This window comes from uncultured Corynebacterium sp. (assembly GCF_902489365.1).
GTDB lineage: Bacteria > Actinomycetota > Actinomycetes > Mycobacteriales > Mycobacteriaceae > Corynebacterium.
The window spans coordinates 1-13,978 of the sequence record NZ_CABTZR010000058.1 but is presented as its reverse complement, the minus strand read 5'-3'; the positions used below and the strand labels follow the sequence as shown (position 1 = coordinate 13,978).

The 13,978-nt window shown below is 60.1% G+C and carries 11 protein-coding genes; 6 read left to right on the top strand and 5 right to left on the bottom strand.

Features of this window, described 5'->3' with window-relative positions:
* Positions 1-1,781: 1,781 nt before the first annotated feature.
* From RDN59_RS08965 to RDN59_RS08955, 3 genes are read right to left on the bottom strand one after another with little or no spacing between them, the layout of a single operon-like run.
* Entirely contained in the window at positions 1,782-2,570 is a 789-nt protein-coding gene (locus RDN59_RS08965) for an ABC transporter ATP-binding protein (protein ID WP_308607537.1), read from the bottom strand.
* Positions 2,571-2,573: 3 nt separating this feature from the next.
* A complete protein-coding gene (locus tag RDN59_RS08960) occupies positions 2,574-3,431 on the bottom strand; it encodes an ABC transporter permease (RefSeq protein ID WP_308607536.1) in 858 nt (285 codons plus the stop codon).
* Positions 3,428-4,411: an ABC transporter substrate-binding protein gene (locus tag RDN59_RS08955; protein ID WP_308607535.1), complete on the bottom strand. Its 984-nt coding sequence runs from the start codon at positions 4,409-4,411 to the stop codon at positions 3,428-3,430. The genes RDN59_RS08960 and RDN59_RS08955 overlap by 4 nt, the downstream gene beginning before the upstream one ends.
* Positions 4,412-4,843: 432 nt before the next feature.
* Here RDN59_RS08955 and RDN59_RS08950 point away from each other — a divergent pair, with 432 nt between their 5' ends.
* From RDN59_RS08950 to trpA, 6 genes are read left to right on the top strand one after another with little or no spacing between them, the layout of a single operon-like run.
* Complete coding sequence (locus RDN59_RS08950) at positions 4,844-6,343, top strand: anthranilate synthase component 1 (RefSeq protein ID WP_308607534.1); 1,500 nt, start codon at positions 4,844-4,846, stop codon at positions 6,341-6,343.
* The gene (locus RDN59_RS08945) at positions 6,340-6,984 is read left to right on the top strand and encodes an anthranilate synthase component II (protein WP_308607533.1); all 645 of its coding nucleotides are present in this window, start codon (positions 6,340-6,342) and stop codon (positions 6,982-6,984) included. Before RDN59_RS08950 ends, RDN59_RS08945 begins: the two co-directional genes overlap by 4 nt.
* Positions 6,984-8,021, top strand: coding sequence for an anthranilate phosphoribosyltransferase (gene trpD / locus RDN59_RS08940; protein ID WP_308607532.1), 1,038 nt, complete (start codon positions 6,984-6,986; stop codon positions 8,019-8,021). Before RDN59_RS08945 ends, trpD begins: the two co-directional genes overlap by 1 nt.
* Positions 7,999-9,381, top strand: a complete 1,383-nt coding sequence (trpCF, locus tag RDN59_RS08935) for a bifunctional indole-3-glycerol-phosphate synthase TrpC/phosphoribosylanthranilate isomerase TrpF (protein ID WP_308607531.1) — start codon at positions 7,999-8,001, stop codon at positions 9,379-9,381. Before trpD ends, trpCF begins: the two co-directional genes overlap by 23 nt.
* Before the next feature lie 45 nt (positions 9,382-9,426).
* Positions 9,427-10,641 (top strand): tryptophan synthase subunit beta, encoded by a 1,215-nt coding sequence (trpB, locus tag RDN59_RS08930; RefSeq protein WP_308607530.1) that lies wholly within the window; start codon positions 9,427-9,429, stop codon positions 10,639-10,641.
* On the top strand, positions 10,641-11,471 hold the full coding sequence (gene trpA / locus RDN59_RS08925; protein ID WP_308607529.1) for a tryptophan synthase subunit alpha: 831 nt from the start codon (positions 10,641-10,643) through the stop codon (positions 11,469-11,471). Before trpB ends, trpA begins: the two co-directional genes overlap by 1 nt.
* A gap of 90 nt (positions 11,472-11,561) precedes the next feature.
* On the opposite strand, the gene RDN59_RS08920 is transcribed toward trpA, so the two are convergent.
* Together RDN59_RS08920 and RDN59_RS08915 are read right to left on the bottom strand one after the other, a co-directional pair.
* Positions 11,562-12,845, bottom strand: a complete 1,284-nt coding sequence (locus RDN59_RS08920; protein ID WP_308607528.1) for an HNH endonuclease — start codon at positions 12,843-12,845, stop codon at positions 11,562-11,564.
* A gap of 283 nt (positions 12,846-13,128) precedes the next feature.
* A partial coding sequence (locus tag RDN59_RS08915) for a cation:dicarboxylate symporter family transporter (RefSeq protein ID WP_308607527.1) occupies positions 13,129-13,978 on the bottom strand: 850 nt, incomplete at its 5' end.

The following is a 13,978-nucleotide window of genomic DNA, read 5'->3' as shown; positions in this document are numbered from 1 at the left end:
TTCAAGCAGAAGACGGCATACGAAATCACGGAGATGTCCTTCTGGAACCCGGATCCGCAGGATCGGTCCAAGATTATCCGTGGCGCTCGCCCCATCGATGACGAGCAGGGCATCTCTGAATTCCCCCACCTCATTGTCAACCAGGCCCGCGTGCTGGACTACTTCGCCCGCTATGCACACCGCGCCCCGGGCCGCATCACGCCGGACTACGGCTGGAACTTCGTCTCCCTTGAGGTAGGGGAGGGCGAGTACCCGGTGACGGTGCACCTCGAGGACGTCGACGGTAACCCGCGCGACGTTCGCGCCAAGTACGTCGTCGGCTGCGATGGCGCTAAGTCCCGCGTTCGCAAGTCCATCGGCCGCTCGCTCAAGGGCGACCAGGCTAACCACGCGTGGGGTGTCATGGATGTCGTGGTCGACACCGACTTCCCGGACTGGCGCACCAAGTGCGCCATCCACTCCCAGGCCGGTTCTATCCTCCACATCCCGCGCGAGGGCGGCTACCTTTGCCGCGTGTACGTTGACCTGGGCGTGGTGCCAGAAGATGACAACCACAAGGTCCGCAATACGCCGATTGAGAAGATCATCGAGAAGGCTAACGAGATCTACGCCCCCTACTTCGTCGACGTCAAGATGGTGGCGTGGCATTCCGTCTACGAGGTGGGCCACCGCCTCGTCGATGCCTTCGACGATAACGACGACGATCCGCGCGTCTTCCTCACCGGCGACGCCTGCCATACTCACTCGGCCAAGGCTGGCCAGGGCATGAACGTTTCGATGCAAGACGGCTTCAACATTGGCTGGAAGCTGGGCCACGTCCTCGACGGCCGCGCGCCGAAGGAACTCCTGACCACCTACCATGGCGAACGTCAGCCAGCCGCCCAGAACCTCATCAACTTCGACCGCGAATGGTCCACTCTTATGGCCACCCCGACGGAAGAGCTCGATGATCCGGAGGCGGTGGAGAAGTACTACGTCGCCGCAGAAGAGTTCGCCGCCGGCATGATGACGCAGTACGAAGAGAACCTGATTGTGGGTACTACCCAGCACCAAGATCTGGCTTCCGGCTTCCCGGTGGGCAAGCGCTTCAAGTCCTTTGAGGTTCTGCGCCGCTGCGATGCCTACCGCCAGCACTTGGGCCACCAGCACACTGCCGACGGCCGCTACCGCATCTACGCCTTTGCCGACGCCCCCAAGGCCGGCGAGGACTCCACGCTGAGCCAGTGGTCCGAGAAGGTCGGACCCATCCTGGCCAAGTTCACCCCTGAGGGAGCTGATGAGAATACCTACTTCGACGTGAAGGCTATCTACCAGCAGACTAACCACCACGACTACGAGATTCTCGACGCCCCTCTTCTCTTCCGCCCACGCAACGGCAAGTTCAATGTTCCGAATTGGGAGAACGTCTTCAATGCACTCCCCGGCACTGAGGACATCTTCGATGCCCGCGGGATTTCTCGCGATGGAGCCGTCGTCATCGTCCGCCCAGACCAGTACGTCGGTGCCGTCCTCCCACTCGATGATCCATCAGCGGTCGAGGACTACTTCTCCTCCGCGCTCATCAAGCGCAAGTAATTCCACGCAAGCTCACGTAGCTTCACACGCGTAAGGGCCCGGCACAATGCTGGGCCCCTTTCTTTGCGGCTTAGCAAAGCCCCACAAAAATGCCAGCTCGCAAACAAACCAAGAGCCCACAGGCAGAGAGAAACCCAAACAAAAGAAGCCTAGACGCTGTCAAACACAACGCCTAGGTTTCACGTGAAACAACTACGGGTGTACTTCTACTGCAAGAGTGTCCTATCGGAGGTTGCTCCCTTGATCTTCGCGAACTCCGCCATGAGGTCCTCCACTGTGAGCTTCGCCTTTTCCTCGGCGTCAGCTGAGTAAATGATCTGCCCCTCATGCATCATGATGAGACGGTTTCCTACCTGCAGCGCCTGGGCCATGTTGTGCGTCACCATCAACGTGGTGAGCTGACCTTGCTCCACAATGCGCTTCGTCAGTCTTGTCACCAGCTCGGCGCGCTGGGGGTCGAGAGCAGCCGTGTGCTCATCAAGAAGCATCACCTTCGGGTGGGTAAAGCCCGCCATGAGCAACGACAGCGCCTGGCGCTGACCGCCGGAGAGCAAGCCCACCTTCGTCCCAAGGCGCTCCTCCAAGCCCAGCTCGAGCGACTCCAGCTGTTCCACAAAGATGGCCCGGCGCGCGGAGTTGAGACCCAGACCGAGTCCGCGCTTCTTGCCGCGCAAATAAGCGAGCGAGAGGTTCTCCTCAATCGTCAGGTTCGGCGCTGTACCCGCCATCGGATCCTGAAAGACGCGCCCGACCTTCCTTGCACGCTTGTGCTCCGGCTGGCTCGTCACGTCGTTGCCATCGATGACGATTCGGCCCGCGTCCGGAATCAACCGTCCCGCAATGGAGTTCAACAGCGTCGACTTACCTGCACCATTAGAACCGATAACCGTGACGAAGTCACCGGGGGCAAGCTCCAGGGAGACGTCGCGAAGCGCACGGCGTTCATTCACCGTCCCCGGAAAGAAGGTCTTTGAGATCTTGTCTATGTTGAGCATGATTTAGGCCTTCCTTTTGCCGCGTACCCGCGTCATGCGAGGCACCAGGAGAGCGACGATAACCAGCAGCGCCGTAATGAGCTTCATGTCATTCGGGTTGAGACCCACCTGCAACGCGGCGAAGATGATGAGTCGGTAAATCACGGAACCCAGTGCCACAGCTACGACGGCCATCCACAGGCGCGACTGGGGGAGTACCGCCTGCCCGAGGATGACGGAGGCCAGACCTACCAGAATGAGACCGATGCCCATCGAGATATCGGCAAAGCCTTGATATTGCGCGATGAGCGCACCACACAGACCCACCAGGCCGTTGGACAAGGCCAGGGTCAGAATCTTGGTGAAATCTGTCGACACACCAAAGGAGGTGATCATCTGTTGGTTGTCGCCGGTGGCGCGCAGCGAGAGTCCCAAATCCGTGGACAGGAACCACACGATGAGCAAGCAGAGTAGCACCGAGCCCACCGCGAGCAGACCCACTCCTGCCCAGGTTCCCATTACCGCGTCCAGAGGAGTAAATACCGAATCTTGCGAGAGCAACGGCACATTGGCGCTTCCCATGATGCGAAGGTTGATGGACCACAGGCCGATCATCGTGAGGATGCCAGCGAGCAGCCCGTCAATGCGGCCCTTCGTATGTAGAAGTCCTGTGATGCAGCCCGCCACACATCCCGTGGCGAAGCCAGCCAGCGAGGCCACAAAGGGGTTGACCCCATTCGTAATGAGTACGCCGGCGGTGGCAGCACCGGTAGTGAAGGAGCCGTCGACTGTCAGATCCGGGAAATCAAGCACACGGAACGTGAGGTAGACGCCCACGGCCATTACCGCATAGATGAGTCCTAGCTCAAGTGCACCAATCACAGCGTCTCAGCCTTGTCTAGGATCTCCTTCGGCACCTCGATACCCTGGGCCTTCACGGCTTCTTCATTAATCACGTAGGTGTATTCGGAGGCAGTTTCCACCGGGGTATCGGCCGGATCGGCGCCATCCTGCAGGATCCGCAGCGCCATCTCGCCAGTCTGGCGGCCTAGCTCCTTGTAGTCGATGCCAATGGTCGCCGCAGCACCACCTTCAACGGCACCCGAGTCCGCTGCAATGACCGGGATGGTCTTGTCATTCGCCACCTTGATGAGCGAAGAGATACCGGAGACGACCATGTTATCGGTCGGGATGTAGATGGCATCGACGTCACCCAGCGCCTCCACGGCCTGGGGAATCTCCGTCACGGACGTCACCGTCTGCGACTTCACATCAAGGCCCTTCGGCTTGGCAGCCTCCGTCAGCTGCTCCACCTGCACCTTGGAATTCACCTCGGCGGAGGAGTATACGACACCCACAGATTTGGCGTCCGGGACAAGCTGGGTAATCAGCTCTACCTGCTCCTCGATGGGTGCTGCGTCAGAGGTACCAGTGACATTCTTGCCCGGCTTTTCGAGGGACTGCACGAGTTCCGCCTCGACGGGGTCGGTCACCGCGGTGAACAGCAAGGGCTTATCCTTGATGGACTTGCTCATTGCCTGGCCAGCCGGGGTAGCGATGGCCAAGTAGAGATCGTGGTTGGCGTTCGCCATCTGTTGGGAAATGGACACCGCGGTACCTTGCTCGCCGTTGGCGTTCTGGATGTCCCAATCCACGTCCGCACCCGCGTCCTCGAAGGCTTCTTGGAATCCTTCTGCAGCGGCATCGAGGGAAGGGTGCTGAACCAACTGATTAATTCCGATGGAGTAGGAGTCTCCACCTCCGGAGTCACCGCCCGCGCTATCCGACGATGACGAGCATCCCACGAGAGCGGCAGCGCTCAAGGCGAGGGCTGAGAGGGCGGCGGCAGTTTTAGAGAACATAACGGTCCTTTTCTACTCAAGAGTGACAGTAGTGACCGTTATTTAATCCTCTTTTCACCCTTTTAAGCAGCAGTTTTGTGAATAATTTTCCCGAGCGGGGGTACTCTTAGCTCTTCAAAAGCTATAGCCCTACAGTTTTAGAGTTCTATCTCACATCGCTAAGCTGCATGTTTTCTCCATCACTCCCGCCCTTTTCCTGCACTACCACCCATACGCTACGGGGGTACCCGCCGGCCTATTATCTGTACGGCGGAAGGTATCGGTGTTAGAGTCAGTGATATGAAGAACACAGTTAACCTTTGGTGGTGGCGCGCGTAACCTGCGGGCCTCGTTGTTCTCCCATATTTAAGGCCCGCAGCTGCGGGCTTTTCGGCGTTTTGCTCTCTTGCGAAGCTCGCGGCAGCACACAAAACCGTTAAAGAAAGACAGAATATGCCGTACACAGCCACACGCGAGGTCAGGTACACACCCGACGCCAGCGCACTCTTTTATGCCCTCGCCACCCCACAGAACTCCCTGCTCTTAGAGTCCGCGGACATCGAGTCCAAGAAAAACCTCACGTGTATTGCCATCACCAAGGCTGCGCTCAAGGTGGTGTGCCGGGGCCAGGAGGTCACCGCCACCGCATTGACACCGTCGGGCCGCCTTCTTATCGACGAACTCCGCGAGGACTTCCAGTCTCGGATTATCCAAAGCTCAGAAGGCAGCGTCACCTTCCGCTTCGATCTCTCCACCGAGCACGATGAGCGCGCCCGCCTCCGCGCCGCCTCCACCGCCGATATTCTGCGCGCGCTGCAGCTTAGCCAGCTCTATTCCGGCGAGTCCCTCCCATTCCTGGGTGGCGGATTCGCCTTCGACTACGTCGCGACGTTCGAGGAACTGCCACCGGTGCCGGACGGCCCAAACGAATATCCGGACTATGAGTTTCTCGTCGCCGAGCACGTCCTCACGGTGGACCACCTCACCAAGACGGCAAAGATTGAGGGGTGGGGCGTCGACAAGCACACGCTCGAAGAAGAGCTGGACCGGGCCGTTGTCACCGTACCTATTCCTCCAGAAGCCCCGGCACCGCGCGAGACTGTTCGCGCACGCGCCAGCATCGATGACGCTGCTTTCCGCCGCCACATCGAGCGCCTCCAAGGCAACGTCCATGCCGGGGATATCTATCAGGTCGTTCCTTCCCGCGCCTTCAGCCTCGATTGCCCCGATGCCTTCGCCGCCTACCGCACGCTGCGCGAGACCAACCCCTCGCCGTACATGTTCTACCTGCGCGGGGAGGAACACGAACTCTTCGGTGCATCCCCTGAGTCCAATCTGAAGTACACGGCCTCTGACCGGCAGGTACAGCTTTACCCCGTCGCCGGTACTCGTCCGCGCGGCGCCACACACGAGCTGGATATCCGCAACGAACTGGAGATGCGCACCGATTCCAAAGAAGTCTCGGAGCACATCATGCTCGTGGACCTAGCCCGCAACGACCTCGCCCGCGTCGCGGTCCCTGGCACCCGAAAGGTCGCTGACCTGCTCCAGGTGGACCGCTACTCGCGCGTGATGCACCTGGTCTCCCGAGTCGTCGCCACACTGCACGAGGATTTCGACGCCCTCGACGCCTACCGTGCCTGCATGAACATGGGCACGCTGACCGGTGCGCCGAAGCTGCGCGCGATGGAGCTCATCCGTGAGACCGAAGGAACACGCCGTGGCTCCTTCGGGGGAGCAATCGGCTACCTGCGCGGCGATGGCTCGATGGATAACTGCATCGTCATCCGTTCCGCCTATGTCAAGGATGGCACGGCCGTCGTCCAGGCCGGCGCGGGCGTCGTGCGCGATTCCGTCCCCCAATCCGAAGCCGATGAAACGGTACATAAGGCCTACGCGGTGCTCAGCGCCATCGCCCAGGCACACAACGCAAACCTGGAGGTCATCCGATGAACCCGCACGTCGTCCTCATCGATAACCACGATTCCTTCGTCTACAACCTCGTCGACGCCCTCGCCGGGTATAACACCACCGTCTTCCGCAACTCCGTGCCGGTGGAGGAGGTCCTTGCCGCCCAGCCCGATATCATCATCCTCTCGCCCGGCCCGGGTCATTCCCGCGACGCCGGATCGATGATGCAGCTTATCGACGCCTCCCTCGGCCGCATCCCCATCCTCGGTATCTGCTTGGGCTTCCAAGCGCTCCTTGATCACTTCGGCGGGACCGTCGAGCCCTGCGGCCCAGTCCACGGTTCTTCTGTGCCCATGACGCTGACCGACGCCGGCGCCAGACACCCTCTCTTTCAGGGGCTCACCACCGACTCCGAGCCCGATAACCCGAACTACGTTGGCCGCCTCGTCCCCGTTGCGCGCTACCACTCCTTGGGGTGTGCGAACGTTCCCGTCCAGATGCGCAGTCTCGCCGAGACCGAGACCGCCATAGGTCCCGTCACCATGGCCGCAGAAACGCTCGACGGCATGGCCCTCGGCCTCCAGTTCCACCCAGAATCACTCCTCACGCCGACGGGGCCAATCATGATTGAGCGCTGCATTCATCAACTTTCTAATCAACCCATCATTGAAGGAGCCAAGTAATGACCGACAATAAGGCACTGGAGACATTGCAAGCTTTCCTCGACATCCGGGAGCCGACCCTGGAGCAAGCCATTGAGGTCTTTACGCCTCTGACGGTAGGGGAGTACGACGACATCCATATCGCCGCCCTTTTGACCCACATCCGCACGCGCGGAGAGACCTTCGCCGATGTCGCCGGCGCGGCACGCGCTTTCATCAAGGCCGGCCGGCCTTTCCCAGTGACCGGCAAGGGACTGATGGATAGCGCGGGAACCGGTGGCGATGGCGCCAACACCATCAATGTCACCACCGGTGCATCGCTGGTCGCCTCCGCCGGCGGGGTCAAGATGGTCAAGCACGGCAACCGCTCTGTCTCCTCCAAGTCTGGCTCAGCCGACGTCCTGGAGGCCCTCGGCATCCCGCTCGACCTCGATCCCGAGCGCGCAGTCCGTCAGCTCGAGGCATCCAATTTCACCTTCCTCTTTGCGCCGGCCTACAACCCGGCCGTTGCCCACGTGCAACCGGTGCGCAAGGGTCTCGGGATTTCGACGCTGTTCAACACGATGGGCCCGCTCCTGAGCCCCGGCCGCCCTGAATTCCAGATAATGGGCATCGCCAACCCCGAGCAGGGCCAGCTCATCGCTGAGGTCTTCAAGGATCTCGGCCGCACCCGCGCACTCGTGGTCCACGGTGCCGGTACCGATGAGATCGCCGTCCACGGCACCACCCAGGTCTGGGAGCTTCGCGACGGCACCATTAGCCACTACGAACTCACCCCGGAAGACCTCGGCATTGCCCGTCACGAACTGGCTGACCTCGCCGGCGGCAACGGCGCACAGAATGCCGAAGCACTGCGCGCGGTCTTCGCCGGTACGGGTAAGCCAGCCCATCACGACGCTATCGCAGCATCGGCAGGCGCCATGTTCTACCTCAGCGGCACAACCGACACCATCCGAGACGGCGTCGCGCACGCCGCGAAGCTCATCCAGGACGGAACCGTTGCCGCATGGCTGAAGAAGCACGAGGAGGCGAACTATGGCTCTGCCGACCGTGCTTGAGGGGATCGTCGCCAAGCGCCGCACGCACCTACCAGCCATCCGCGAACGCCTCGCCCACGTGGACCTCACGACTCTCCCGCGCTCCGAGCGTTCCTTCTACGACGCCCTCAACGGCACCAACCGTTTCATCATGGAATGCAAGTCCGCGTCCCCGTCGCTCGGCCTCATCCGTGAGCATTATGAACCGGGAGCCATCGCCCGCGTGTATTCGCGCTATGCCTCGGCCATCTCTGTTCTCTGCGAACCGGACCGCTTCGGTGGCGACTACGACCATTTGCAGACCGTGGCACTGTCCACGCACCTGCCGGTCTTGTGCAAGGACTTCATCATCGATCCCATCCAGGTGTATGCCGCGCGCTACTTTGGCGCCGACGCCATCCTGCTCATGATGTCCATCGTCGATGATGAGACTTATGCAGAGCTCAAACATCTGGCAGATTCCCTCGGGCTCGACGTTCTCACTGAGGCAATCACTAAGGACGAGGTCGAGCGCGCCACCGCCTTCGGCGTAGACGTCATTGGCATCAACAACCGCAACCTTCACAACCTCAGCATCGATCTCACCCGGTCCGAGCGTCTCTCGCGCTACGTTCCGTCCGGCAAAGTTGTGGTTTCGGAATCCGGCATCCGCAATAACCAGACTGTGCGTCGCCTGGGTTCTCACGCCAACGCATTCCTTGTCGGCTCCCAACTCACGGGTACGCCAGATATCGATCGTGCTGCCCGCGAGCTTGTCTATGGTCACAATAAGGTCTGCGGACTCACGACATGGTCTGAAGCTCAGGCCGCCCGCGCCGCCGGCGCTGTCTACGGCGGGCTCATCTTCGAAGAGGCATCACCGCGCAATGTTTCACGTGAAACCGCGCTCGACATCATCGCCCACGAACCCGACCTCAACTACGTCGCGGTCTCTCGCCGCACCTCCGGCTGGGAGGAGCTTGCCTGCGACGGCATCGCCGCCCTACAACTCCACGCACCCTTCCAGGGAAGCACCGAGTCCGAGCTCGAACTCATTGAGTCTGTGCGCGCTGTGGCGGGGGAGCGGCAGGTGTGGCGCGCCATCGACATGACAGCTGCCCATGGCCCCGCCCTTGCCTCCGCGCTTGCCGACGCCGCCGACATGCTCATCCTCGACTCGGGCGTCGGCGGCACTGGCACATCCTTCGACTGGACAACAGTTCCAGACGGCGTCAAGAAGAAGGCACTACTCGCTGGCGGCCTCAATCCCGCCAACCTGCCGGATGCACTGCGCGTCGGTACCGTTGGTCTCGATATCAATTCAGGCGTAGAGGTTAACGGGAGGAAGGACACCGCGCTCATCGCCAAGGCCTTCGACGCCATTCGTCACTTTACGTATTAACCCCCATCCCAAGCTTTGCTCCAAGCCCTAGCTAAAAGGAACACTATGACCAACCAACAGGACACCAGGGAGACCCTCCTACCCGCTTATTTCGGGGAGTTTGGCGGACAATTCGTTCCCGAATCCCTCATCCCGGCGCTCGACCAATTGGAGAAGGCCTTCGTCGATGCCCAGAACGATCCCGCCTTCCGCGAAGAGCTGGCCGGCTACCTTCGCGACTATCTCGGCCGCCCGACCCCGCTCACCGAAGCCACCAAGCTCGGCGGCAAGGCACGCATCTTTCTCAAGAGGGAGGACCTTGTCCACGGCGGCGCGCACAAGACCAACCAGGTGATCGGCCAAGCGCTCTTGGCCAAGCGGATGGGGAAGACCCGCATCATCGCCGAGACCGGCGCCGGCCAGCATGGCACGGCGACCGCCCTCGCCTGTGCGCTGCTTGACCTCGACTGCGTGATCTACATGGGTGCGAAGGACGTCGAGAGGCAGCAGCCCAACGTCTATCGAATGGAACTGATGGGCGCGAAGGTTGTTCCGGTTGATTCCGGTTCCGGCACGCTCAAGGATGCCGTAAACGAAGCTCTCCGTGACTGGACCGCCACCTTCCACGAATCTCACTACCTCCTCGGCACTGCGGCTGGGCCGCACCCCTTCCCAACGATCGTTCGCGAGTTCCACAAGGTAATTTCCGAAGAAGCCAAGGCCCAGATGATCGAACGCACCGGCGGTTTGCCGGATCTCGTCGTCGCGTGCGTCGGCGGCGGTTCGAACGCCATTGGTATGTTCGCCGACTTCATCGATGAGGAATCCGTCGAACTCGTTGGAGCGGAACCCGGGGGAGAGGGACTCGACTCCGGGCACCACGGCGCGACCATCAACAACGGCACCATCGGCATCCTCCACGGCGCCCGGTCCTATCTCATGCGCAATGCCGACGGCCAGGTTGAGGAATCCTATTCCATCTCCGCTGGCCTCGACTACCCGGGCGTCGGTCCACAGCACGCGCACCTCGCTCAGACGGGGCGCGCAACCTACGTCGGCATCACCGACGCCGAAGCTCTCGAAGCCTTCCAACTCCTGAGCCGCCGCGAGGGCATCATCCCCGCCCTCGAGTCCTCGCACGCACTGGCTTATGCCCTCAAGCGCAAGGATGAAGACATCACCATCCTCGTTTCCCTGTCTGGGCGTGGCGACAAGGATATCGACCACGTCCGCCGAACCCTTAACGAGCACCCCGAACTCAAGATCACGGAGGACAAGTAATGAGCCGTTACGAGACACTCTTCTCCACCCTTGCCGCACGCGGTGAAGGCGCTTTCGTTCCTTTCATCATGCTCAGCGATCCCGATCCTGAGACCACCCTCACCATCGTCCGTGCGGCTGTCGCTGGTGGCGCCGACGCTCTAGAGCTAGGTGTCCCGTTCTCGGATCCTGTCGCCGACGGCCCCACGATCCAGGCCTCCCACATTCGCGCACTCGCCGGCGGTGCAACGGTAGATTCCGCCATCGAGCAAATCCGTCAGATCCGCGGCGAGTTCCCGGACCTGCCCATCGGCATGCTCATCTACGGCAACGTGCCCTTCACCCGCGGGCTAGAGACCTTCTATTCCGAGTTTCACGAGGCCGGCGCCGATAGCATCCTGCTTCCCGACGTCCCCGTTCGCGAGGGCGCCCCGTTCGTCGCCGCAGCCGACAAAGCAGGAATCGATCCCATCTTCATCGCACCGGCGCAAGCCTCTGAGAAAACCCTCGAGGGCGTAGCGAAGTATTCCAAGGGCTATATCTACGCGATTTCCCGCGACGGCGTAACCGGCACCGAGAAGGAGTCAGAGACCCGCGGGCTCGCTGACGTAGTGGACAACGTGAAACGATTCGGAGGTGCACCAATTCTCCTTGGTTTTGGAATCTCCACCCCGCAACACGTTGCCGACGCCATTGCTGCCGGCGCTGCGGGAGCAATCACCGGTTCCGCTCTGGCCAAGGTCGTTGATGCCCACCTCGAGGATGACAACCGCCCCAACGACACTCTCGCCGCTGCGGTCACCGACTTCGTATCTACGATGAAGGCGGCTACCAAGCAGAAGAAGTCTTAGCTGAGTTCAGCTCGCAACGGCCTCTTTCCGCCAGAATCCGCATTTACCGACGGCAGGGCGGAAGGGGGTCGTTTCACGTGAAACTCCTCCCTAAAAAGGAATATCCCCTTCGCCATCGGTGAAGCGGTCCGCCGGATCTGTCATGTCGAATACTTCCACCAAGGTTCCGTTATCCATTTCCACCTTCAGCGCCCGCGCAGCTTCATGCATCTTACGGCGGTGCGCAACGACATCTTCCGCGATGGAGCGGGCCCATACCTTCGAAGCAGGAGCCAACGGTCCGCTCGCTTCGGTAACCGCCCAGGTTCCGTCCTCGTACAACCACACAACGTCTCCAGTCACGGGATCCAGGATGTAGAACGCCCGCCCATCTGTCTTCATATTGTGATGGTGCTGGCACAGGGCCAACATGTTGTGTGGGTGTGTAGGCCCGCCGTCGGCGTAGTTGATCCGATGATCCAGCTGGCAGACCCATGCGGGCCGATTACAGCCGGGCGCCCGACACGTGCCGTCACGCCCTTCGACGTACTTCCTTAAAAATTCCGACGGCTGATAGCCCTCACAGGCATATGGGACACTTTCGAAGTCGCGCGAAACAGTCTTCGAAGCCGGAACGCCCTCACCGTTCCACCCATGCCCTTGGACATAGACCGGCGCGCCCTCGACGTCTTTCGCCTTGTATTCGTGGACGACGACCTTGCCTGCCTCTGGCTTGATTTTGCCGGTAATGAGGAGCACCAGCGCATCGGCCATGGAGACGTCGTGTTCTTTTGCTGCCAATTTGATGGTTTCATGGATGACGACACCCACGTTGCTGTCCACTTCTAGCTCGATTAACCCACGTTGCCCGCGGGTGAGTAGCGAGTAGCGATTCTTCTTGCGCTTGTCACGGAATGAAACGGAGTCGTCCAGCACCTTGCAGATGTCTCGCACCTTGCGCCGGATCTTCTCAACTGAGGGAAAGACCTGATTCGGCTTGGTCGGCGTTAACCAGGTGGATAGCTTCTCATCCACTTCCGCTATTACAGCCGCCGTTGGATTGCCAAGCTTTGCCATCACCTGATCGATAGCGACGAGCATCTGCATGTCCAGTAAAAAGTCGGCCTTCTGCAACGCACGTAACTTCGGCATTTCATCAAGACGGATAAGAGCCATCACGTTGCGCGCCACATGCGCCGGAGATTTTCCTGTCTTCTGTCCTATGCGCATGAAGGCGGTATCAGAATCCTCGTCTAATGGTGGCTGGATGCTTACCCAGAATTCATACTCTATTCTGCGCATCAGCTGACCCGACATGCATTCACGATCACGCGGATTTGAGTGGGAAAAATATGCGGTGGGAAGTGACGTAGAAGATTGTGCTGTGGTTGCCATGCCTAGCTGCACCCCTAAACTTGCGGAACAATTCGTTCCCCCACGCCCATCTATAGAATACCTGTTCTATAGCCAAGGCACAAGACTTTCCTTAAGAAATTGGGGCTTAGGCCCAAACTGCCACGGGCAGAACCGCGGTCTACGCATCGGGGCCACTAGCCCCTACATGACTGCACACATTCTCCGGTATTCGGGCAAGAAAAATCCCCCTTCACCCAACTATCCATCGCAGATATCATGTCAGGGAAAGGGGGAGTAGAAGCTTCAGGGTTTCACGTGAAACTTAGGCCTTGCTAAGCTCCTCGTCAGCAGCCTCGGCATCTGCCTCGGCCTCTAGGCCCTCAATCTTGTCGCGTGCGAAGCGATCGACGATCATGGCGATGGCGCCGTCGCCAGTAACGTTTGCGGCGGTACCCACGGAGTCAATTGCGATGTAGGCGGCAATCATCAATGCGACCATCGAGTCGTCGAAGCCCATGTTCGCCTGCAGAAGGCCAACAGCTACCATGACCGCGCCGCCCGGCACTCCGGGAGCGGCGATCATCATGATGCCCAACAGCAAGATGAAGCCGAGGGCCTTGCCGAAGTCAGCCTCCATGCCATCAGCCATGTAAATAATCGCAAAGGCGTACAGCGTCAGCTTGATCATCGAGCCGGAAAGGTGAATCGTCGCACAGAGGGGAACAACAAAGCCCGCGACAGGCTTGGAGATCCCATTTTTCAGCGCGGCATCGAGGGTAACCGGAATAGTAGCCGCAGAGGACGACGTGCCCAACGCGGTGAAGTAGGCCGGGGCCATGTTCTTCAACGCGGAAAATGGATTCTTGCCCGCAATGGCACCAGCAATAATGTACTGCAGGACAAGGTAGACCAAGGTCATCAGGACCGCGAGTAGAAGTACCTTCGTGAAGGCGATCAGCACAGTCCCGATATTTCCGTTCATACCCAGGGAGAGGAACATACCGAAGATATAGATCGGCAGAAGGGGGATCACGAAACCCCAGATAACCTTGATGACGACGTTCTCAAATTCCTTCGTAATTGCGTAAAGATTATCCGACTTCACAGTCGTCATGGCTACGCCGATACAAAACGACAGCAGCAGCGCCGTCATCACCTCGAAGGGAGCAGGC